Below are 22,142 nucleotides of genomic sequence, written 5' to 3'. Positions count from 1 at the left end.
GTGCGCAAGCGTAATCACATGGGGACGAGGCAGACGCAGACGGTAACGGTCCGGGCGCCTGGCAAGATCAACGTCTTCTTCCGCGTCGGGGCGCTGCAGGACGACGGCTACCACGACGTCGCGTCGCTCTACCAGGCGGTTTCGCTCTACGAAGAGGTCACCGCGACGCCCGCTGACGACTTCTCGGTGCGGTTCACCGGCCCCATCGACACCAGCACGCTGCGTACCGACGACTCCAACCTCGCGATCCGTGCGGCGAAGCTGCTCGCCGAGCGCACGGGGGCGGGCCGGGGCGTTGCCCTGACCGTGCACAAGCGCGTGCCGATCGCGGGCGGCATGGGCGGCGGATCCGCCGATGCGGCGGCCACGCTGCTCGCCTGCGATGAACTCTGGGGGACCGGCCTCGGCCGAGCCGGACTGCTGCCGCTCGCGGCGTCGCTCGGCGCCGACGTGCCGTTCGCGCTCGAGGGCGGCACCGCGGTCGGCACCGGCCGGGGCGACGAGCTGAGCGCGGCCCTCGCCAAGGGATCCTTCCACTGGGTGCTCGCGCTATCCGACGGCGGGCTCTCGACCCCGCTCGTCTACCGGACCCTCGACCAGCACCGCGACGAGCACTCGGCCGACATCGTGCCGACGCCCGAGCAGGTGCGCGTCGACACCGCCGTGCTGCAGGCCGTGCGATCCGGCGATGCCGGGTCGCTCGCCGACGCGATGCACAACGACCTGCAGGCCGCGGCGTTCCGGTTGGCTCCCGAGCTCTCCGAGCTGCTCGAGCTGGGGGAGTCGCGCGGCGCGCTCGCCGGCATCGTCTCGGGATCGGGGCCGACCGTCGCGTTCCTCGTCTCCGACGCGGTCGCATCGGCCGAGCTCCAGGCGGTGCTCGCGCGAGCCGGAGTCCGAACCCTCACCGCGACCGGTCCCGTGCCCGGCGCGCGCCGGATCGACTGAGCGGTCCGGAACCGGACCGGCACGAGACGAGGCCCAGCATGCGATCCACCACCGGAACCCGGGCGCGATGGATCCTCGCGTCCGCGGCCGCGATCCTCGCCGCGGTCGCGCTGACCGGCTGCGGCTCGGTGGACGCCGGAACCGCGGGCAGGCAGGCGACCGAGCGCGAGTTCCGGAGCGATCCCGCGGTGGAGTCGGTCGACCTCACCAGCCTGAACACCCTGCCCTGGATCGGGTCGGTCGACGGCACCGTCACCGCCAAGCCCGGCCTGAGCGACGACGATCTCTCGGCGCTCGTCGACCGCATCGGCGCGTTCGAGAGCGAGAAGCGCGACGGTGCGAGCGTGAGCCTGAAGGTCGCGGCCGACACCGTGACGCTGCGCGTGCTCCCGAACCGCGCGCGGAACGCACGGTTCGTCGCCGCGGCGAACGAGCTGCGGGCCGACACGGGGATCGTCTCGGCAGAGATCGAGGTGCGGTCCGGGGACGGATCGAAGCTCACCGCGCGTACTGCGACCGCCGAGCGCGCCTTCGCGCTCGCCGCGGAGGCTCCCGACCCGCTCCGGGAGCGGGTGAGCGAGCCTCCGGTCGCACTCGAGATCTCCTCGGTGGACGGCGTATCGCTCGACGGCGACCAGGGCGGCACCTGGGTCGCCGACGCCCAGCGGGTGCGGGCGATGGTCGGCCTGCGGGCGCGCGTCACCGTGCTGCAGGCGACTCCCGAGTCCCTGAACCTGCAGGTTGCCGAGGAAGCGGACGTGGCCCCGGCTCGTGCGGCCGCGGAGGCGGCGCTCGGAGACCGATCGATGACGCTCACCGTCGAGAGCCGATCCCTGCAGCTCCGAGACGGGGCGAGCGGGGACGCCGCCCGTGCGACGCTCGCGAAGCTGCCCGCCGAGACGCGGAAGACCATCGACTTCGTCTGGACCGACGATGCGGTGCTCCAGCTCCACCTGAAACCGAGGACCGCGCTCGCTCCCGTCGCGACCGCGCTCCTCGCGGTGCCGGAGGCCTCCGGCTTCCGAACGCTCGCGCTGATGATCGACGGCAGCGACCTCGGATCCGGCGGCTCCGGATCTCCGATCGGAGTCTTCGCCGCACCGACCGATCTCGCGCCGCGCGCGACCGGCGTCGACCGGCTGCTGGCCACGGGATCGGTCGCGGGAGCCGATGCCGCGCGGGAGCGCATCGACGTGATGCTCGCCGAGGGTGCGGGACCGATCGAACGCGCCGCGCTCGCTCCGGTGCTCAAGTCCTTCGCGCAGTCGGGAGACTGGGTCTGCGTGAAAGGCGAGGAGTCGGCGGTGCGCACGCTGTGCGTCACCGCGGCGGAGAGCATCGCGATGAGCGACGTCGACGAGGCGTACCGGTCCCAGGCGAAGGACTTCCTCGCCCGCTGGAACGCGGCTCCGTCGCTCGGTGCCGCCCCCGCAGCGGAGTAGCCGGGGAATGCCCGGGATCCCGGCGGCGTTGCACCCGGCATGACCGCGTCACCGCTCGATTCGGATCCCCGCCCCGTCGGAGCGGCACCGGGGATCGCTGCGGACGTGTGGTTCGACACCCGGTGCCCCTGGTGCTTCATCGGCAAGCGTCGCTTCGAACGCGCGGTCGCGGGTTTCCGTGCGGATCATCCCGGCGTGCCCGTCACCGTGCGGCACCGCAGCTTCGAGCTCGCGCCCGGGATCGCCGACCGCTACTCCGGGACCGAGGGCGACTACCTGCGCCAGTACGAGGGCGTGCCCGACGACCACTCGGCGCGCATGCTGCCCGAGCTCGAGCGGTTCGCGGCCGAAGCCGGGATCGAGATGCGTTTCGAGGGGCTGCCCCTCGTCAACACCCGCAGGGCGCACCGAGTGTTCCAGCTCGGCGCCGCTCGCGGCATCGGCGAGGAGGTGCTCGACCGCCTCTTCGTCGGCTACTTCGCCGAGCATCGGGACCTCGCGGACCCCGACACGCTCGGGGCGCTCGCCGCGGAGGCCGGGCTCGACGCGGCCGATGCCCGCGCGGCCGCGGAGGATCCCGAATGGGACGCCGTGATCGACCTCGAGCAGCGTCGGGCCGGAATGCTCGGGATCCAGGGCACGCCCTATTACCTGCTGAACGCGCGGTTCGCGATCCCGGGAGCGACGGGGGAGCCCGAATTCCGGCGCGCCCTCGAAACGATTCTGGAGCGGAGCGCTCCGGGGTTCCGAGATTCGTCGGATTCGAGGGAATAGTCGGGCGCCGGGGCGTGCTGTACCCGTCGTGAATGAAACGATCCGCGTCGACGTCTGGTCCGATATCGCCTGTCCGTGGTGCTTCCTCGGCAAGCACCGCTTCGCCCGAGGGCTCGAGGCCTTCGCCGAGGCGAACCCGGAAGTGCGGGTCGACGTGGAGCACCACAGCTACGAGCTCGCCCCCGACACCCCCGAGGACTTCTCGGGCAGCGAGTACGACTTCCTCGCGAAGCACAAGGGCATGCCGATGCCGCGGGTCGAGGAGATGCTCGGCGAGATGACCAAGCTGGCGGCGAGCGAGGGGCTGACCTTCGACTTCGACCGCCTGCAGCACGTGAACACCCGTCGCGCGCACCGGATCCTGCACCTCGCGAAGGATCGCGGGGTGCAGTCAGACGTGCTCGAACGCCTCTTCCGCGCCTACTTCTCGGAGGGGCTCGACCTCTCGGATCCCGAGCGCCTCGCCGACCTCGCCGCCGAGGCCGGGCTGGACCGCGCCGAGGCGCGGGCGGCGCTCGACGATCCCGCCTACGGCGACGCCGTCGACAGCGACATCACCCGCGCTCGTATGCTGGGCGTGACCGGAGTACCCTTCTTCCTGTTCGACCAGAAGTACGCGGTTCCCGGTGCGCAGGGCGCCGAGGTCTTCACCGATGTGCTGGGGCAGGTCCTGCAGTTGGGCCGCAGCGGCGACGGTGCGGGCGAGAACGGTTCCGACGGTTCGACGAACGAAGGGGAGGCGCGATGAGCGACACCACCAAGGAGACGGCGCTGAGCGACGAGGCGGCCTCGGCCGTGATCGCGGCGGACGCGGCGTTCGAGAGCGGCTTCGGCGCCGCCGGATTCGCCGATGCCGAATCGCGCGAGATCCTGAACCTGCTCGGCGACGACGCGGCGGCGGGCGGGTCCTGCTGCGGCGGGTCCTGCTGCTCGGTCTGACCCCGGGCACCGATCTCCGATCAGCGGGCGGCAGCGCCGTCCGCTGATCCGGCGTACCCGCCAAACGGCGCCTCCGGGACGGGCACGCGCGTCATAACACGACTTCTTCGAACGCTGTTCAGTGCATCCCAAGGTCCGGTTCCTAGCGTTTTCGGTACGGGGCGAACGTCCCGCGCCGCGGCCACCGCGGTGTCCTGCCACGAAGGAACCACTCCTCTCATGACGAACACCAAACGCCCCACCGCAGACGCCGGACTTCTCGTACTGCGCATCGTCGCCGGCGGCGTATTCGCCGCACACGGCGCGCAGAAGATCTTCGAATACACCATCCCCGGAACCGTCGACGCGTTCGCCGGCATGGGGGCTCCGCTCCCGGCGCTCATCGCGCCGCTCATCGCGTTCCTCGAACTGATCGGCGGCGTGCTGCTGATCCTCGGCCTGCTCACCCGGCCGGTCGCGCTGCTGCTGGCGCTCGACATGCTCGGTGCGCTGGTGCTCGTGCACCTGTCGGCCGGCCTCTGGGTCGGCGCAGGCGGCTACGAGTTCGTCGCGGTGCTGGGGGCCGCGGCGCTCGCGCTCGCCCTCACCGGGGCCGGCCGTTTCGCTCTCGACCCTGCGGTGCTGCGCGGCAAGGCCGCGGTCTTCGCCTGAGCCGAGGATCCCGGCCGGCGTTCGAAGGAGGGGCCTCGAACGCCGGCCCGGATCAGCCCTCGGTGGTCGCGACGACCGCCGAGGGTGTCAGCGTCTCGACCGCGAGCAGCAGCAGCGAGAGCACGAGCAGCACGGGGTACTGGGCGATCAGCTGATCCGAGGTCCAGTACAGCGCGAGCGTGCCGCCCGAGACCAGGGCCGCGACGGTCGTGACCCGGCGCGGCGAACGGTGCGCGACGCCTCGAACGCGCAGCAGAGCGAGGAGTCCGCCGACCGCGAGCACCGCGAACACGGCGCCCAGCAGCAGTTCGAGCATCGGGATCCCGACCCCGAACACCGCGGGGATCCCGCGCATCAGCGCCCCGATCGGAGCGAACCACTCCGGCACCCGGGTGTTGCGCACCGCACCATCGGCGACGAGGAGGATGTCGGACGCACCGAACCCGGCGCGCACCTTGACGACACCCTCGATCGCCCAGAGCATGGCGAGGGCGCCCGAGACGGCGACCGCCGCCGCCCGGACGGCGGACGCGAGCACGGTCGGCCTCCGTGCGACGGCGGCCTCGATCATGCGAGCTTCGCCGCCCCGAACACGGCCTTCGCCTTGTCGCAGTGGATCACGACGTCGGTGTACTGGGACAGGTCGACGCCCGAGAGGGTGAACTTCTGCGCGGCCGAGTCGAACTTGACGGCGTCGATCCGCATACCGGCTTCGACCGCGGCTTCGTCGGTGCCGTCGGTCAGATAGACGTGCAGGTCGGGCCCCTCGTCGGAGGAGAATCCGCTGAGGACGAGCTCGGTGCCGGTGACCTCCACCGTGCCGGCGACCTGCTTGCCGTTCAAGCCGGTGAACGAGCCGGACTTCCGCATCATCGCGGAATCGCTCGAGGCGCTCGGCGTGGTCGACTGGCTGGAGCTCGTGCTCGGCTTCGCGTCGCCGGACGACATGGAGTCCTTCGCCCCGCTGCTGCAGGCGCTCAGCGACACGGCGAGTGCCGCGGCCGAGAGGACGGTGAGTGAGGCGGTGACGATCCTGCGCATGATGCGCTCCCATCTGTTCGACGAGTCCGCCGGTGCCGACGGACGCTTCCGACGCTAGGCAGCGGATCCGCTCGCGGGGCCGGATGTTTCGGAGCCGTAAGGAACCGGGCCCGCGCCCACCCGGCGGAGGTAGGGTCGGGCCATGGACGCCGCAGGACCCGGATGGAGGCGACGCGCATGAGCGAACCGTCGCAGCACGAACCGCAGCTCGGCACGGGCCCGGACGACGTGCGCGTCGAGTTGGTCGAGGACGACCCCACGGTGCGCGGAGCGGTCGAGCAGTACCTCGGGGCGCACGGCTACCGGGTGCGGGTCCACGCGAACGGGCTCGCGGCGCGAACGGCGATCCTCTCCGCGCCGGCGGGCGAGCGGGCCGACGTGCTCGTGATCGATCGCATGCTCCCCGGCCTGAGCGGCGACGAGCTCGTCCGCGAGGTGCGTGCGCGCAGCCAGGTCCCGATCCTCATGCTGACGGCGCTCGCCGAAACGGAGGACCGGGTCGAGGGGCTCGAACTCGGCGCGGACGACTACCTGGCGAAGCCGTTCTCGCTGCGCGAGCTGACCCTGCGGATCGGTTCGCTCGCGCGGCGGTCGCGGACGGCGGCGGCCGCGGTGGATCGATTCGCGGTCGGCGACTTCGAGATCGACTCTGGGCAGCGCCGGGCGTGGGTCCGCGGCGCGGAAGTGCTGCTGACCTCCCGCGAGTACGATCTGCTGCGCTATCTCGTGCGGCACCCCGACCGGGTCCTCGACCGGGATCTGCTGATCTCGGAGGTCTGGGGCTGGAGCTTCGGCGACCGCTCGACGGTGACCGTGCACGTGCGCAGACTCCGCGAGAAGATCGAGCACGATCCGGCGGATCCGCGGTACCTGCGCACCGAGTGGGGTGCCGGGTACCGCTTCTCGGCGACGGGACGCGAGCCGGAGGCCGCGGACTGATGGGCGCCGGGATGATGCCGCTCGGGATCGCGGACGTGCTCGTGATCGCGGGCACCGCGCTCGGCTGCGCGGTCGCGGTCGGGGCGCTCGCACTCATCGTGCTTCGGCTGCTCCGCGGCCGGCCCCTGTTCGTCCACTTCCTGATCGTGCCCTGCGCCGCGCTGCTCGCGACGACCGTGTCGGTGCTCGCGATCTCCGTCGAGATGTACCTGTCGCCGCACGACCTCACCGTGCTGGTCTGGGTGCTCGGGGTGTCGACCGTGTTCGGCGCCGGGCTCGCGTGGGCGCTGGCGCGTTTGGTGAAGCGGGGGTTCTCGCGGGCGACGGAATCCGCCCGCGCCATCGGCGAACCGTCGGCGCGCGATGGGGCCGCGGCCCCCTCGGAGGCTCCTGCCGGATCCGGAGGCATGCCCGGTCACGAGCCGGGCCCCGCTCGTGCGGGGGCGGTCGAGGCCGCGGAGTTCGCCGAACTGACCCGGGAGCTCGCGGAGGTCTCCGCGCGCGTGCGCGATGCGCGGGCGGAGCTCGAACGCCTCGATTCGGCTCGGCGACGGTTCTTCGCGTGGATCTCGCACGACCTGCGCACCCCGCTCACCGCGCTGCGCGCGATGTCGGAGGCGGCGGCCTCCACCGGAGCGTCCGCGGAGCTCCGCGGATTCGCGGAGCGTGTGGGGGAGCAGTCCGTCTCGATGTCGCGGCTCGTCGATGACCTCTTCGAACTGTCGCGGCTCGGAGCGGGGACGCTCCGCCTGCAGACCGAGCAGGTCGATCTGCTCGACGTGGTCTCGGACGCGGTGGCCGAAGTGCGGGTCGCCGCCGCGCAGCGAGGGGTGCGGATCGTCGCGCGCGAGGTCGCCGGGCAGGCGGTCTGGGCCGATCCGCATCAGCTCGGGAGGGTCGTCACGAACCTGCTCACGAACGCGGTGCGCCACGCGCCGGAAGGCACGGCGGTGCTGATCTCGGTGTCGGCGCTGCCCGGGGAGCGCGTGGTGCTCGGCGTGCTCGACCAGGGCGGGGGCGTCGCGGTCGAGGACCTGGACCGCATGTTCGACGTCGGCTGGCGCGCGAGCGCGTCGCGCGGCGGATCGGGCGATGCGGCGAGCGCTGCGATCGCACCCGGATCCGGGCTCGGACTCGCGATCGCGCGCGGTCTCGCGCGTGCGCACGGTGGCGACGTGACCGCGGAGCACACGGATGCCGGGTTCCGCGTGAGCGTGGAGCTGCCGGTGCGGGCGGGGGCCTCGGTCGAGCGCTAGAGCGTCGCGGCGAAGCGATCCCGCAGCGTCGTGATCGCGTCGACCGCGAGGCCTCCGGCCGAGCCGATCGCGCGCCACTCGTCGAGCATGCGCACCGTCTGCCCGGTGTGGTGACCGAAGTGCGAACGCATGTAGACCTCGAGGTCGACCGGCGCGATCGCGGGTGCCGCGCGCAGCGCCACCGCCAGCCCGGAGCGCAGCGCCGCGACCTCCGCCGCGGCCGGGAACGGTGACCCCGGGGCGCGGCGCAGCGACGAGACCGCGGCACGGGCCTGCACCGACGCCGCGGCGATGCCGGGCACCTCGGCGAGCATCCCGCTCCAGGTCTCCCCGCCGATGCGGAATCCGGCGACTACGGGGATCACGAGCGCCGCCTGCTCCAGGAGCGCGTGCACTCCCGTGCGATGTGTCCGTGCACCGACGCCGATGAGCGCGCGCAGCCCCGGGGCTGCGGATCCGGCGACGGCGAAGCCGAGCCCCAGCGGGCCCCACCACCGCACCGGCCGCTCGCGCGTCGCGAGGAACTCGGGCACCAGCAGTCCCCAACGGCGGCCCGCCGCGGCGGCGCGCAGCGCGATGACGTCCGAGGGGGCCTGCGAGACGCCGGCGAGCAGCGCATCGGGCGAGGACGCGAGCACGCGGCCCAGATCCTCCGCGTGCGGCGGAGCGGTCGTGATGACGGCATCCCAGCGCACCGACCCGGCCGGCGGATCGTCGCCTCCCGCGACCTCGATCGCGGGGATGCTCCGGCGGTGCACTGCGCCGTGCCCGTCGCGTCGGGCCGGGGCGATCGCGACGTCGAGCCGGTCGGCCCCCGACCGCAGTCCGGCCCAGGCGTCGACGCCCTCGGGCAGCACCGAGAGCAGCGAGTGCGCCACGGGTCCGCGGCCGATCACGAGTACGCGCATGGGCTCACGATAGCCCGTCGCGGCCGGCGCCCGGGGGAACGACGGCGCCGGCCACGAGGTTTCAGCGATCCGCCCCGACCGGGGCGGGGCGCGGCTCGGACGAGGCTCGCTCGCGCATGCCGCGCTCATCGTCCAGCCAGTTCGCTCCGTTGTTGCGGAGGAAGAACACGTACACGACGAGGGAGACGGCGATCACTCCGGTGACGTACATGATGAACTGCGGCACGTGGCCCGTCTCTCCCGCCGCCTGGTAGAGCAGGGGAGCGGTACCGCCGAACACGGAGTTCGCGAGCGCGTAGCCGAATCCGACGCCGAGCGCGCGGATGTGGGTGGGGAAGAGCTCCGCCTTCACGACCGCGTTGATCGAGGTGTAGCCGGTGAGGATCACGAACCCGACGACGAGGATCGCGAAGGCGAGCACCGGGTCGTTCTGCGCGGGCAGGGCGGTGAGCAGGAACCAGGTGTAGAGCACGCCGCCGACCCCGAAGAACACGAGGAGCGTCTTGCGCCCGACGCGGTCCGATAGCCAGCCGCCGAGCGGTTGCAGCAGCATGAGGATCGTGAGCGCGACGAGGTTGATGATCGTGCCGGAGAGCACGTCGTCCCCGGCGAAGGCCTTCTTGACGATGCTCGGGCCGGTGACCGAGTAGGTGTAGAAGGCGACCGTGCCGCCCGCGGTCACGAGGAAGCAGAGCAGCAGCGGGCGCCACTGGTGCAGCAGGAGCTCCCGCATCGAACCGGAGCGCTGCGACTGCCCGGTGCGGACGGCCTCGAGCGTCGACGTCTCGAGGGTCTCGTCCATGGTGCGCCGCAGCCACAGGACGACGAGCGCGCCGACGCCGCCGATGGCGAAGGCCACGCGCCATCCCCACGCCGCGATCTCCTCGGCGGGCATGGTGACGACCATGATCATGAGGGTGAGCTGGGCCAGCACGTGGCCGCCGACGAGGGTGACGTAGTGGAACGAGGAGAGGAAGCCGCGGTGGCCCGCGATCGCCGTCTCCGACATGTAGGTCGCGCTCGTGCCGTACTCGCCGCCGGTGGCGAAGCCCTGCAGGAGCCGCGCGAACACGAGGACCACGACCGCCCAGACGCCGACGGATCCCGCGGTCGGGGAGAGCGCGATCAGCATGGAGCAGGCGGCCATCATCGAGACCGACACGGTGAGCGACAGCCGGCGCCCGTGGCGGTCGGCGAAGCGGCCGAAGAACCAGGAGCCGAGGGGGCGCATGAGGAACGTGACGGCGAAGATCGCCCACACGTACACCGTCGAGTTCTTCTCGTCGGCGGGGAAGAACTGCATCTCGAAGTAGCTCGCGAAGACGGAGTAGACGTAGACGTCGTACCACTCGACGAGGTTGCCCGCCGAGCCCTTGAGCGTGTTCGAGATGGAGCGCCTGATGGTCGGCGAGGTCGCCGTCGTCGTTGACATTGACAGTCCAATCGTCATCAATCGGGGTGCGCGCCCGGAAGGGGCACTCGGTCATTCTGGGCGCGGCGGCGGCGGTCCGCGGGATTCCTTAACGCGGCCTTTACACTCGTGCGCCGCGGGATCGCGCGGTTCTCCCCACGGTGTCGACGACGCCCCGCCGAGCGGCCGTCGGCCCGGGCATACTGGGGAGCATGCGTATTCTCGTCGCCGAGGACGACCCGTCGGTGTCGGCCGCCCTCGCGGCAGCGCTCACCCGCGCCGGGCACCGCTGCGACCGGGTGGCCCGGGGCGCCGACCTGCTCGAGCAGTACGCTGCCGCGGACGCCGTCATGCTCGATCTCGGGCTGGAGGACATGGACGGGCTCGAGGCGCTCCGGCGCCTCCGGGAGCTCAGTCCCGTACCGGTGATCGTCATGACCGCGCGCGGTGACGAGCGATCCACGGTGCAGGCCCTGCGTCTCGGCGCCGACGACTACCTGGTGAAGCCCGTGCGGCTGCACGAGCTGCTCGCGCGTCTCGGTGCGGTGACCCGGCGCTACGTGCGATCCGCTCCCGAGCGGATCGAGGTGGGCGGGATCGTCGTGGACGCGGCGGCGCACCGTGCCACGCGGGACGGGACGGAGATCCCGCTGACGCCGACCGAGTTCGCGCTGCTGACGGAGCTGGCCCGCGACGCCGGAACGGTGGTCGAACGGCAGAGCCTGCTCGACCGGGTGTGGGGCGACGGGTACGTGTCGACCTCGCGGGCCTTCGACGTCCACCTCGCGCAACTGCGGCAGAAGCTGCCGATGCTCACCATCACGACGATCCGAGGGATCGGCTTCCGGCTCGAAACCGGCTCATGAGGCGCCGGGTCCTGATCCCGCTGCTCGTGCTGGGGCTCGTCGCGGTCTGCGCGATCCTCGTGCCGACCGGTTCGGCGATCGCGGATGCGCGCACGCAGCAGCTGCAGCTGCAGCGCACGGGCGCCGTCGAGCAGGTGGTGCAGCGGGCGCGGGCCGTGCTCGGCGGTACCGGGTCGCCCGCGACCCTGCAGCGCTACCTGGAGCGCTTCCATTCGACCTACGGCGAGGCGGTGCTCGTGGTCGACGGCTCGGGGGAGCGGCTCGCCGAGGCGGGCGGGATCCCGCGGGATGCCGCGACCGAGCGCGCGGTCACCGCGGCCCTCCGCGGTCTGCCGCAGTGGACGCTGCCCACGGTCCTGCCCTGGAGCCCGGACTCGGCGCTCGTCGCCCAGCCGATCGCGACCGCCAGCAGCGCGGCCGAGGGCGCCGTCGTGCTCCGTGTCGACCAGGCGTCGGCGAAACGGGACGTACTGTCCGGGTGGATCCTCGCCGGCGTCGTCGGTGCCGCGCTGCTCGTCGCGCTGCTGCTCGCCTCGAACCTCTGGACCCGATGGGTGATCCGACCGGTGCTGGCGCTCGATGCCGCGACCCGGGCCGTCTCGGAGCACCGCGGTTTCGATGCGGCCGCGGTCACGGGCCCGCCGGAACTGCGTCGCCTCGCGGCTTCGTTCGAGCGGATGGCCGGCGAGGTCGAGGACGCGCTGGAGCAGCAGCGGGGGCTCGTCGCCGACGCCTCGCATCAGCTGCGCAACCCGCTCGCGGCGATCCGGCTCCGGATCGACGGACTCCCGCGCGACGATCCCGAGTCGCGGTCCGAGGCCGAAGCGGTGGAGGGCGACCTGGACCGGCTCGAGCGCACGGTCGACCGGATGCTCGTGCTCGCCGAAGCGGAGCACCGGGCGAGCTCGGAGCCGAGCCGTTCGCCCGACCGCGTCCGCTGCACGGTCTCCGCCGCGGCGCTCGTCGAGCCCTACCGTCGGGCTCTCGCAGATGCCGGGATCGACGTGCTCGCGAGCGGCTCCGACGTCGAGCTGCCGTTCCGGCGCGGCGATCTCGAGGAGATCGTCGAGATCCTGGTCGACAACGCCTGCAAGTATGCGGGTCCCGGGGCGCGGGTGCGCGTGGAGGTGCGCGAGTCGCCCGCGGAGCTCCTCGTCGCCGACTCCGGCGCGGGTCTCGCCGAGGCGGAGCTGGCTCGCGTGGGCACCCGGTTCTGGCGTTCCGAGACCCATCGTGCGCTGCCGGGGACGGGCCTCGGGTACGCCATCGTCGAGCAGCTGGCCCGGGCGGGCGGCGCGGTCGTCGAGGTCTCCCGGGCACCCGAGGGCGGTCTGCTCGCCCGCGTGCGGGTGGTCGGCGCATGACGGCCGTATCGAGACGCGCCGCACTGCTCGGGATCGCCGCCGGACTCGCCCTCCCGCTGACGGCCTGCGCGAACGAGGCGTCCGAGGCGCGGATCCGGATGGCCTGCGGGGAGCCCGGAGGGCTCTACCTGCAGTTCGGGGAGCTGCTGCGCGACGTGCTCGAGCGGCGCGGGATCGCGTTGGACGTCCTCGCGAGCAACGGCAGCGCCGAGAATCTCGCCCTGCTCAGGCGAGGGGATGCCGACCTCGCGCTCGCGCTCGCCGATTCCGCCGAGCAGCAGGGGGCTGGGCTCGCCGCCATCGGTCAGGTCTACCAGAACTACCTCCAGTGCGTCGTGCGCGCCGACGTGGGCGCGCGTCGGATCGCCGACCTCGCCGACCTCGCGGGTCGGCGGGTCTCCATCGGCGCTCCCGGTTCCGGCAGCTCGCTCACGACCCGTCGCGTGCTCCGCGCAGCCGGACTGCTCGACGGTCCCGAACCGCCCGAGCTCGGCCAGCACCCGCTGGAGGACGCGCTGCGCGCGCTCGAGGCGGGCAGGATCGACGCCTTCTTCTGGTCCGGCGGGATCCCGACTCCGAAGATCGCCGAGCTCGGTGCGCGAACACCGCTCGCCCTCGTCGACCTCGATCCGGCGCTGGCGCGGCTCTCGTCCGCCGACCCGGGCCAGTACCTCCCGGCCCGGGTACCCGCGGGCGTCTACGGAATCCCGGATCCGACCTCGACGATCGGGATCCCCAACCTCCTGCTCGCGCGGCCCGAACTCGCCGACGCGACGGCGCAGGGGATCGTCGATGCCCTGATCGACGATGCGCCGTCGCTCGTCCCAGCGGGCAGCGTCGGGGTGCAGTTCCTCACCGGCGCGAGCCTCATCGACACCGGGACCCTGCCGCTCCACCTGGCGGCGAAGCGCCGTTACCGCGAACGCGCGGGCTGACCCGGATTCCCACCGACGCCCCGGGGCCGGCGGGGTAGCGTGGAACCATGCAGATCTCCGGCCAGCCGACGGGCGACCTCACCTACTCCGACGTCTTCCTCATTCCCCGCCGTTCCGCGGTGGGGTCCCGCTTCGCGGTCGACCTCGCGCCCGGCGACGGGACGCCGGCGACGATCCCGCTCGTCGCCGCCAACATGAACTCCGTCTCGGGCCCGCGCCTCGCAGCGACCCTCGCCCGCCGGGGCGGCCTCGCGGTACTCCCGCAGGATCCGCCGCTGCCCGTCGTCGAAGAGGCGATCCGCTGGGTCAAGGAGCGCCCCGCCTCCTGCGACGCCCCCATCGTCGCCGGCGCCGGCGACACCGCAGCCGACGCGCTGCGCCGCGTGCCGCCGAGCGAACAGCACGGCCTGGTCGTCGTCCGCGGCGACGCCGAGCGCTACGCCGACGGCACCGCGGTCGCGAGCGGCGCGCCCGTCGGGATCCCCGTCGCCGAGGTGCTCGGCATCCTCCCCGCGCACCGCCTCGCCAGCGTCCCCGAGGACGCCCGGCTCGGCGACCTCGTGCGCGGCGAACTCCCCACCATCCCCGCCGCCGAACTCGGCGAGGGCCGCGCGGCGTTCGACGCCGTGCTCGCCGCCGAGGAAGCGCTCGGCACCCCGCTCCTCTGCGTGCTCGAGGGCGATCGCGTCGTCGGCACGATCACCTCGCGCAGCGCCCTGCGCAACGCGCTCTACGCCCCGGCCGTCGACCGCGACGGCCGCCTCGCCGTCGCCGCGGCCGTCGGTATCAACGGCGACGTCGCGGGCAAGGCCTCGGCGCTCGCCGCCGCCGGCGCCGACGTGCTCGTCGTCGACACCGCTCACGGGCACCAGGAGGGCATGATCCGCGCGCTGCGCACCATCGCCGACCTCGACCTCGGCCTCCCCGTCGCAGCGGGCAACATCGTCACCGCCGACGGCGTGCACGACCTCGTGAACGCCGGCGCCACCATCCTCAAGGTGGGCGTCGGCCCCGCCGCCATGTGCACGACCCGCATGATGACCGCCGTCGGACGCCCCCAGTTCTCGGCCGTGCTCGAGACCGCCGAGGCCGCGAGCGAGCTCGGCGCGCACGTCTGGGCCGACGGCGGCGTCCGCTACCCGCGCGACGTCGCGCTCGCGCTCGCCGCCGGGGCCGCGTCGATCATGATCGGCTCCTGGTTCGCGGGCACGATCGAAGCACCGGGCGAGCTGGTCGCCGACCCGGGCGGACGCCTCTACAAGGAATCCTGGGGCATGGCCTCGACGAAGGCGGTGCAGGCGCGCTTCGGCGGCCTCGACCCCTACGAGCGCGCCCGCAAGGAACTGTTCGCCGAGGGCATCTCGTCGTCCAAGATCTACCTCGACCCGCAGCGGCCGAGCGTCGAGGACCTGGTCGACATGATCACCTCGGGCGTCCGGTCGTCGTTCACCTACGCGGGCGCGGGCAGCGTCGCCGAGTTCCACGAGCGCGCGCACGTGGGCCTGCAGTCGGCCGCGGGGTACGAGGAGGGCAAGGCGCTTCCGGTCTCGTGGTGAGCGCCGCCCCCGCGGCATGACACGATGGGGGTATGACTTCCGAACTCCGTTCCGCGAGCGCGTCGGCGAATCTCGGTCGCACCGAGACCGCCGAGCGCGCCGCGGTGATCGACCTGCACCGGATCCGCGTCGAGCTCGATGTCACGGCCGCGCCGGACCCCGCCGTCGCCGTGTTCCCGACCGTCACCACCCTCGAGTTCGACGCGCGCGCCGATGCCACCTGGATCGACTTCATCGGCGATTCCGTGGGCCGGGTCGAGGTGAACGGCACCGAGCAGCCGGTCCGCTACGACGGAGCGCGCATCCGGATCGGCGGCCTCGGCGGCACGTCCGATGCCGCCGCCGCGGTGGTGGTGCGCGTCGAGGCGCTCGGCGTCTACAGCCGCAGCGGCGAGGGGCTGCACCGCTACGTGGATCCGGCCGACGGCGAGACCTACCTCTACACCCAGTACGAGCCGGCCGACGCCCGCCGGGTGATGGCCTGCTTCGAGCAGCCCGATCTGAAGGCCGAGACCGCGTTCTCGGTGCGGGCGCCCGAGGCCTGGACCGTGCTCTCGAACACGGTCCCCGCGGGCGAGCACGCGCCGGGCGCCGCGATCGAGTTCGCCCCGACCAAGCCGATCTCGAGCTACATCACGGCCGTCGCCGCCGGGCCGTACTTCGGCGTCCGCGATTCCTGGACCAAGGGCGACGGCAGCCTCGAGATCCCGCTCGGCGTCTACTGCCGCGCCTCGCTCGCCGAGCACCTCGACGCCGACGAGATCCTCGAGGTCACGAAGCAGGGCCTCGACTTCTTCCACGAGCGCTTCGGCTTCGACTACCCCTGGGGCGTCTACGACCAGATCTTCGTGCCCGAGTACAACCTCGGCGCGATGGAGAACCCGGGGCTCGTGACCTTCACCGAGTCCTACGTGTTCCGCGGTGCCGCGACCGAGTCGCAGCGCGAGGGCCGTGCGAACACGATCCTGCACGAGATGGCGCACATGTGGTTCGGCGACCTCGTGACGATGCGCTGGTGGGACGACCTGTGGCTCAAGGAATCGTTCGCAGACTTCATGGGCGCGTTCGCCGCGTCGCGGGCCACGCGCTTCACCGACGCGTTCGTGACCTTCGCGAACCGCCGCAAGGCGTGGGCCGTCGAGCAGGATCAGATGCCGACCACCCACCCCATCGTCGCCGATATCCCCGATCTCGAGGCCGCCAAGCTGAACTTCGACGGCATCACCTACGCGAAGGGCGCGGCCGTGCTGAAGCAGCTCGTCGCCTTCGTAGGGGAGGACGCCTTCTTCGCCGGGGCCCGCCGCTACTTCGCGGATCACGCCTACGGCAACACCGAGCTGAACGACCTGCTCGTCGCGCTCGAAGAGGCCTCCGGCCGCGACCTCCGCGCATGGTCCGCAGCCTGGCTCGAGACCACCGGCCTGTCGACGCTCGAACTGGATCGCGGATCCGATGCGGCGGAGGAGCCGGGCGCCCGGATCCTGATGAGCGACCCGCGCCCGCACCGCATCGCGGTCGGCGGCTACGCGCTCGCCCCGAACTCCGGTGCCATGATCCGACGCGAGCGTGTCGAGCTCGACCTGGTCGACGCCGAGACCCCGCTGCCGGTCGACCCGAAGTTGCTCCGGGCGTACGACCTCTGGATCCTGAACGACGAGGACCTGAGCTACGCGAAGGTCCGCCTCGACGCACCCGCGCGCGCGGCGGTCACCGGCCACCTCTCGGCCATCGACGACCCGCTCGCGCGCGGCCTCGTCTGGTCGGCGCTCTGGAACGCGACGCGGGACGGCGAGCTGCCGGCGCGCGAGTTCCTCGCCATCGTGGCGAAGCACGCGGGCGCCGAGCGCAACGTCGGGCTGCTCGAGACGGTGCTCGGCAACGCCGCGCTCGCCGTGCGCAGCTACGTGCGCGCCGAGCACCGGGTCGACGCCCAGTGGGCGCAGCTGGAGCTCGCGTTGCAGCAGCTCGACGCGGCGGAGCACGGCAGCGGTTCCCAGCTGGTCTGGGCGCGGGCGTTCGCCGCGGCCGCCGAACGCGACGGCTCGGAGTCCGAGCGGGTCGCCGACATCATGCGCGGGCACGAGGACGCGGTGCCGCTCGGTCTCGCGCTCGACGCCGACCTGCGGTGGCGGCTGCTCACCGCGCTCGTCGCCACGGGCCACGCGGGGGAAGCCGAGATCGCGACGCAGCTGGCGAGCGACGACACGGGCAGCGGTCGTGCCTGGGCGGTGCGGGCCCGCGCCTCGGTGCCCGACGCCGAGGTGCGCCTCGCGGCGTGGGAGCGCGCCTGGAACGACCTGGAGCTCAGCAACGAGCATCTCGACGCGACCATCGCGGGCGCACGCGCCGGCGGACGCGACGAACTGCTCGGCGAGCTGCCGTCCGACCCCGAGAACGGGTACTTCGCGCGGATCCTGCCCGCCTGGCAGACCCGCAGCATCGAGATCGCGAAGCGGCTCGTGCTCGGACTGTTCCCCGAGGCCCCGAACACGGACGCCGTCGACGCCTGGCTCGACGCCAACGCGGATGCGCCGGGCTCGCTGCGCCGGCTCGTGATCGAGCAGCGCGACCGCCTGGCGCGCCGCATCCGCGTGCGCGCCGCCCAGTCGGCGTAACGCCGGCCGACGGCCTCCTCGTCATCCCGCGCGCCGGCCCTCTCGTCATCCTGCGCGACGAAGGAGTCGCAGGATCCACCGTCATCCCGCGACTCGCAAGCTCGCGTGGGATGACGGGTGAACGTCTGGAACAATAGAACGTGATCCCCAGTCGGGGACCCGGAGCACAAGGAGCGAACGTGCAGTTCATTTCGACCCGCGGCGGCCTCGAACCGTCGGAGTTCAGCGCGATCCTGCTCGAGGGCCTCGCGCCCGACGGCGGTCTCGTGGTGCCGGCCGAGCTGCCGCGCGTCGACGCCGCGACGCTCGAGTCGTGGCGCAGCCTCGACTACGCGGGCCTCGCGACCGAGGTGATCTCGCGCTTCGCGACCGACATCCCGCGCGCCGACCTCGAGGCGATGTGCCGGGCGGCGTACTCCGCCGAGAACTTCCCGACCGAGGGCGTCGTCCCGCTCACCGAACTCGATGGCGGCATCACGCTCGTCGGCCTGTCCGAGGGGCCCACGTTCGCCTTCAAGGACATGGCCATGCAGTTCCTCGGGCAGTCGCTCGAGTACGTGCTCGCCCGCACCGGCCGCGCGCTCAACGTGCTCGGCGCCACCTCGGGCGATACCGGCTCGGCCGCCGAGTACGCGCTGCGCGGCAAGGATCGCGTCGCGGTCTTCATGCTGTCGCCGCAGGGGCGCATGAGCGCGTTCCAGCGGGCGCAGATGTACTCGCTGACCGACGACAACATCCACAACATCGCGGTCGAGGGCGTCTTCGACGACTGCCAGAACCTCGTGAAGGAGCTCTCGGGCGACCTCGCGTTCAAGCAGCAGCACCAGCTCGGCACCGTCAATTCCATCAACCTCGGCCGCATCACCGCGCAGACCGTCTACTACGTGTGGTCGTGGCTGCGCGCGAGCGATGCGGTCGCGCCCGAGCAGCGCGCCGGCTTCGAGATCTCGATCACGGTTCCGTCGGGCAACTTCGGCAACATCCTCTCGGGCTGGTACGCGAAGCAGCTCGGCGTTCCGCTGCGCCGCCTCGTGCTCGCCGCGAACGAGAACAACGTGCTCGACGACTTCTTCCGCACCGGCGTCTACCGCCCCCGCAGCGCGGCGAACACGCACGCGACCTCGAGCCCGTCGATGGACATCTCGAAAGCATCGAACCTCGAGCGCTTCATCTTCGAACTCGTCGGGCGCGACGCGGATCGACTGCGCGGGCTCTGGACCGAGCTGTCCGAGCGCGGCGAGTTCGACCTCTCGCACGAGCAGGCCCGGTTCGCCGACGAGTTCGGCTTCGCGAGCGGCACGAGCACCCACGCCGACCGCGTCGCGACGATCCGCGCCGTGCACGAGGCGACCGGTGTCACCATCGACCCGCACACCGCAGACGGCGTGAAGGTGGCGCGCGAGCACCAGGAAGCCGGCGTGCCGATGCTCGTGCTCGAGACCGCGAAGCCCGCGAAGTTCCCCGAGATCGTGGTCGAGGCGCTCGGCTCCGCCGCTCCGCTTCCGGCGGATCTCGCCGCGATGCTCGAGCTGCCGCAGCACGTCACCGAGATGGCCGACGACGCCGAGGCGCTGCGCGCCTTCATCGCGGAGCGCGCCACCGCCTGATCCGCGACCGATCCGCGGCGGCCGGGCGAGGCGCCGCCGCGGTGTCGGCGGTGCCGCCTACGCTGGGGGACCACAGGTCCACCGACGAAGGGCAGGGTGATGTTCGGCCGCCGCGAACGACGGGAACTCGAGGGGCGCATCGCCGACCTCGAATCGAGGCTGCCGGAGCCCGAGTCATCGAGGCGGCCGTCGCTGAGCCGCGCTGCGACGGCGGCACGGGCCGCCTGGGGCGACGGTTTCGGTCTGCTCGCCACGCGTGCGCTGCAGATCATCATCGTGCTTGTGCTCACCGCCGGGGTCGTGCTCGGCCTGCGCGTGCTCAGCACGGTCGTGATCCCGATCCTGCTCGCGCTCATCTTCGCGAGCACCTTCGCTCCCGTGATGCGCTGGTTGCGGGCCCGCAATCTGCCGCCCGCGCTCGCGACCGTCATCGTGCTGCTCGGCATCGTCCTGATCCTCACCGGGATCGGCTGGATGATCACCTGGGCGGTCATCGACCAGTGGGACGATCTCTCGGATCAGGCCATCGAGGGCTACGCCCAGGCCGCGGCCTGGGTGCAGACCCTGCCGTTCGCTCCGAGTTCCGAGCAGCTGCTCCAGTGGCGCGACGCGCTCGTGCACTTCGCGACCAGCGCCGAGTTCGGATCGGGCGCCCTCGCGGGCGTGGGCGCGGTCGCGAGCTTCGTGACGGGGCTCATCCTCATGGTCGTCGTGCTGTTCTTCTTCCTCAAGGACGGCGCGGTCATCTGGCGCTTCCTGCTGCGCCCCTTCCGCGGCGAGGCGCTCGCGCGCGCCGAGCGCATCGGCGACAAGGCCGTCGTGACCCTCGGCTCCTACGTCCGCGGCACGGCCGCGGTGGCCGCGGTCGATGCGATCGGCATCGGCATCGGCCTCGTGATCCTGCACGTCCCGCTCGCGCTGCCGCTCGCGGTCCTCACCTTCCTGCTGTCGTTCATCCCGTTCATCGGGGCGACCCTCGGCGGCACCCTGGCGGCGCTCGTCGCCCTCGTCGCGAACGGCCCGATCTCGGCCGTGATCGTCGTCGGCGTGGTGGTGCTCGTGAACCAGCTCGAGGGCAACCTGCTGCAGCCCGTGCTCATGGGCCGCACGCTCAAGCTGCACGCACTCGTGATCCTGCTCGCGCTGACCATCGGTACGGTGCTGAGCGGCGTGCTCGGGGCAGTGCTCGCCGTACCGATCGCGGCGGTCGCCTGGGGCATCATCCAGGTCTGGGACGGTCCGTCCCTCCCGGCGCGGTGGGCGCGCCCGAACACGCGCTGAGCGGCTCCGGCCGGTCGGGCCGGCGCATCGCCGGTTCCGATACGCTGAGGCCACGACAGCGGCCACGCCCGCAGACACTTCGAAGGAGACGCGTCCATGATCCGATTCCTGCTGGGACTGGCATCGAACCTGGTGCTCGCCGCGGTGGCGCTCATCGTCGCCTCGCTGGTCGTCGACGGCGTGCACCTGCAGCTCGGCGGCTTCCTCGTCGCGGTCGGCGTGCTCGCGCTCGCCCAGGCGATCCTCGCGCCGTTCGTGTTCAACCTGGCCCGCCGCTACGCCTCCGCGGTGCTCGGCGGCATCGGGATCGTCTCGACGTTCCTCGCGCTCTGGATCGCGACGCTGTTCCACGGCGGGATCACGATCGACGGCGCGACCGCGTGGATCGCCGCACCCATCATCGTCTGGGTGGTGACCGCCCTCGGCGGCTGGATCATCATGGGCGTGATCGTCGAGCGGTGGCTGAAGCGCCGCGAGGAGGACCGTCTGCTCGATCGTCGGGAGGCGAAGCGCCGGTGAGTCCCGCGGGTACGGGCGGGGTGCTGCTCGTCGCGGAGCGCGCGTCGCTCGTCGTCGACGGCGCGACGTTGCTGCCCGAGACCTCGGTCGCGATCGACGCGGGGGAGTGCATCGCGCTGCTCGGGCCGAACGGCGCGGGCAAGACGACGCTCCTGCGGCTGCTCTCGGGCCGGGTGCGTCCGAGCGGCGGACGCGTGCTGCTGCGCGGCAGGCCGGTGGACGAGCGCGAGGCCGCGACACGGCGGGCGATGGCGATGCTGATCGAGCCGCCCGCACTCTATCCGGACCTCACGATCTCCGACCACCTCGCGCTGGTGACGGCGCTCTGGGACGATGCGGGACCCGTCGAGGACGCGCTCGCGCGGTTCGAGCTCGGCGCGCTCCGCGACCGCTTCCCGCACGAGCTGTCGAGCGGGCAGCGGCAGCTCGCGCACCTGGCGCTGGTGTTCGCGCGACCGGCCGAGGTCCTGCTGCTCGACGAACCCGAGCAGCGCCTCGATGCGGACCGCCGGGGGTTGCTCGCGGAGGCGATCCTCGAAGCTCGCGAGCGCGGGACGGCGGTGGCCTGCGCCAGCCACGATCCGGAGCTCGTGGAGCGCATCGCCGACCGCCGGGTGCGGGTCGGGGAATGAGCCCGCGCTCCGTCCCGGGCGAGGGATCCCGTGCGCGTGCGCGCGCGATCCTCGCTCGCCGTGCGACGCGATCCTCGGACGACGGCGTCGTGTACCGCGCCTACCTCGTCGTGATGACCCTGCTGGTGGTCGTGGCGCCCGTGCTGCGCGCCGCGACGCTCGCGCTCGCGGACGCCTGGCCGGGACTCGGCGGCTCGGGGGCGGGCGTCGCCGGCGTCGCGGTCTGCGCGGTGCTCGCCGCCTGCGCGCTGCTCGGTGCGCAGCGCGGACCCGCCTCCGCGTCGCTGCCCGAGATCGACCTGGTGCTCTCGGGGCCCGGGTCGCGGGCCCGGTTGCTCGCCCCGACGGTGCTCCGCACGTTCGTGGCGTCGGCCGCGCTGGGGGCGATCGGCGGAGGCGTATTCGGCATCGCGACCGCGCCTCCCGCCGCGTGGGCGCCCGCCATCGCGGTCGGCGCC

The 22,142-nt window shown here is 72.5% G+C and carries 22 protein-coding genes and 1 pseudogene; 19 read left to right on the top strand and 4 right to left on the bottom strand.

Translation table 11 applies throughout. The features are described from left to right. The first annotated feature begins 18 nt into the window (after positions 1-18). The 6 genes from XM48_RS17765 to XM48_RS02835 all read left to right on the top strand — a co-directional run bounded on the left by XM48_RS17765 (position 19) and on the right by XM48_RS02835 (position 4,754). Entirely contained in the window at positions 19-948 is a 930-nt protein-coding gene (locus tag XM48_RS17765; RefSeq protein ID WP_046454282.1) for a 4-(cytidine 5'-diphospho)-2-C-methyl-D-erythritol kinase, read from the top strand. Positions 949-986: 38 nt separating this feature from the next. Further along, positions 987-2,390 (top strand): hypothetical protein, encoded by a 1,404-nt coding sequence (locus XM48_RS02855; RefSeq protein ID WP_046454273.1) that lies wholly within the window; start codon positions 987-989, stop codon positions 2,388-2,390. A 39-nt stretch (positions 2,391-2,429) separates the two neighbouring features. Continuing rightward, on the top strand, positions 2,430-3,164 hold the full coding sequence (locus XM48_RS02850; RefSeq protein ID WP_052961254.1) for a DsbA family oxidoreductase: 735 nt from the start codon (positions 2,430-2,432) through the stop codon (positions 3,162-3,164). A gap of 28 nt (positions 3,165-3,192) precedes the next feature. Next, complete coding sequence (locus XM48_RS02845; RefSeq protein ID WP_046454272.1) at positions 3,193-3,912, top strand: DsbA family protein; 720 nt, start codon at positions 3,193-3,195, stop codon at positions 3,910-3,912. Continuing rightward, complete coding sequence (locus XM48_RS02840; protein WP_046454271.1) at positions 3,909-4,103, top strand: hypothetical protein; 195 nt, start codon at positions 3,909-3,911, stop codon at positions 4,101-4,103. The genes XM48_RS02845 and XM48_RS02840 overlap by 4 nt, the downstream gene beginning before the upstream one ends. A gap of 219 nt (positions 4,104-4,322) precedes the next feature. Further along, positions 4,323-4,754, top strand: a complete 432-nt coding sequence (locus tag XM48_RS02835; RefSeq protein ID WP_046454270.1) for a DoxX family protein — start codon at positions 4,323-4,325, stop codon at positions 4,752-4,754. Positions 4,755-4,806: 52 nt separating this feature from the next. On the opposite strand, the gene XM48_RS02830 is transcribed toward XM48_RS02835, so the two are convergent. Both XM48_RS02830 and XM48_RS18420 read right to left on the bottom strand, forming a co-directional pair. After that, positions 4,807-5,325, bottom strand: a complete 519-nt coding sequence (locus XM48_RS02830) for a hypothetical protein (protein ID WP_046454269.1) — start codon at positions 5,323-5,325, stop codon at positions 4,807-4,809. Then, on the bottom strand, positions 5,322-5,627 hold the full coding sequence (locus XM48_RS18420) for a DM13 domain-containing protein (RefSeq protein ID WP_231580783.1): 306 nt from the start codon (positions 5,625-5,627) through the stop codon (positions 5,322-5,324). Before XM48_RS18420 ends, XM48_RS02830 begins: the two co-directional genes overlap by 4 nt. Between XM48_RS18420 and XM48_RS18415 the strand changes: the two genes are divergently transcribed. From XM48_RS18415 to XM48_RS02815, 3 genes are all read left to right on the top strand, one after another. Continuing rightward, a complete protein-coding gene (locus XM48_RS18415; RefSeq protein ID WP_231580782.1) occupies positions 5,602-5,853 on the top strand; it encodes a hypothetical protein in 252 nt (83 codons plus the stop codon). The genes XM48_RS18420 and XM48_RS18415 overlap by 26 nt on opposite strands. 119 nt (positions 5,854-5,972) lie before the next feature. Next, positions 5,973-6,734, top strand: a complete 762-nt coding sequence (locus XM48_RS02820; protein ID WP_046454279.1) for a response regulator transcription factor — start codon at positions 5,973-5,975, stop codon at positions 6,732-6,734. Continuing rightward, positions 6,734-7,990: a sensor histidine kinase KdpD gene (locus XM48_RS02815; protein ID WP_231580781.1), complete on the top strand. Its 1,257-nt coding sequence runs from the start codon at positions 6,734-6,736 to the stop codon at positions 7,988-7,990. The genes XM48_RS02820 and XM48_RS02815 overlap by 1 nt, the downstream gene beginning before the upstream one ends. Here XM48_RS02815 and XM48_RS02810 read toward each other — a convergent pair. Continuing rightward, complete coding sequence (locus XM48_RS02810) at positions 7,987-8,898, bottom strand: hypothetical protein (RefSeq protein WP_084820910.1); 912 nt, start codon at positions 8,896-8,898, stop codon at positions 7,987-7,989. The genes XM48_RS02815 and XM48_RS02810 overlap by 4 nt on opposite strands. Positions 8,899-8,959: 61 nt before the next feature. Next, complete coding sequence (locus XM48_RS02805; RefSeq protein ID WP_084820908.1) at positions 8,960-10,330, bottom strand: MFS transporter; 1,371 nt, start codon at positions 10,328-10,330, stop codon at positions 8,960-8,962. Between the two features lie 191 nt (positions 10,331-10,521). Between XM48_RS02805 and XM48_RS02800 the strand changes: the two genes are divergently transcribed. From XM48_RS02800 to XM48_RS02755, 10 genes and pseudogenes are all read left to right on the top strand, one after another. Beyond that, positions 10,522-11,175 (top strand): response regulator transcription factor, encoded by a 654-nt coding sequence (locus tag XM48_RS02800; RefSeq protein WP_046454266.1) that lies wholly within the window; start codon positions 10,522-10,524, stop codon positions 11,173-11,175. Further along, entirely contained in the window at positions 11,172-12,539 is a 1,368-nt protein-coding gene (locus tag XM48_RS02795; RefSeq protein WP_046454265.1) for a HAMP domain-containing sensor histidine kinase, read from the top strand. Before XM48_RS02800 ends, XM48_RS02795 begins: the two co-directional genes overlap by 4 nt. Continuing rightward, positions 12,536-13,474 carry a TAXI family TRAP transporter solute-binding subunit gene (locus XM48_RS02790; RefSeq protein WP_046454264.1) on the top strand — a complete coding sequence of 313 codons (939 nt, stop codon included), beginning with the start codon at positions 12,536-12,538 and terminating at the stop codon, positions 13,472-13,474. Before XM48_RS02795 ends, XM48_RS02790 begins: the two co-directional genes overlap by 4 nt. 47 nt (positions 13,475-13,521) lie before the next feature. Continuing rightward, entirely contained in the window at positions 13,522-15,030 is a 1,509-nt protein-coding gene (locus XM48_RS02785) for a GuaB1 family IMP dehydrogenase-related protein (protein WP_046454263.1), read from the top strand. 32 nt (positions 15,031-15,062) lie between these two features. Further along, positions 15,063-17,645 (top strand): aminopeptidase N, encoded by a 2,583-nt coding sequence (pepN, locus tag XM48_RS02780; protein WP_046454262.1) that lies wholly within the window; start codon positions 15,063-15,065, stop codon positions 17,643-17,645. Between the two features lie 179 nt (positions 17,646-17,824). Continuing rightward, positions 17,825-19,252, top strand: a complete 1,428-nt coding sequence (gene thrC / locus XM48_RS02775) for a threonine synthase (RefSeq protein ID WP_046454261.1) — start codon at positions 17,825-17,827, stop codon at positions 19,250-19,252. Positions 19,253-19,351: 99 nt separating this feature from the next. Then, a complete protein-coding gene (locus XM48_RS02770) occupies positions 19,352-20,533 on the top strand; it encodes an AI-2E family transporter (RefSeq protein WP_052961252.1) in 1,182 nt (393 codons plus the stop codon). Positions 20,534-20,629: 96 nt separating this feature from the next. After that, positions 20,630-21,052, top strand: coding sequence for a phage holin family protein (locus XM48_RS02765; protein ID WP_156174910.1), 423 nt, complete (start codon positions 20,630-20,632; stop codon positions 21,050-21,052). Beyond that, positions 21,049-21,684 (top strand): ABC transporter ATP-binding protein, encoded by a 636-nt coding sequence (locus XM48_RS02760; RefSeq protein ID WP_231580780.1) that lies wholly within the window; start codon positions 21,049-21,051, stop codon positions 21,682-21,684. Before XM48_RS02765 ends, XM48_RS02760 begins: the two co-directional genes overlap by 4 nt. Continuing rightward, positions 21,681-22,142 (top strand): annotated as a pseudogene (locus XM48_RS02755) (hypothetical protein); the annotation flags it as partial. The gene XM48_RS02760 and the pseudogene XM48_RS02755, both read left to right, overlap by 4 nt.

The sequence above is a fragment of the Leucobacter sp. Ag1 genome, from assembly GCF_000980875.1.
GTDB classification, from domain to species: Bacteria; Actinomycetota; Actinomycetes; order Actinomycetales; family Microbacteriaceae; genus Leucobacter; species Leucobacter iarius.
Note: the sequence above shows the minus strand (reverse complement) of the source record. Positions and strands in the feature narration are given on the sequence as shown.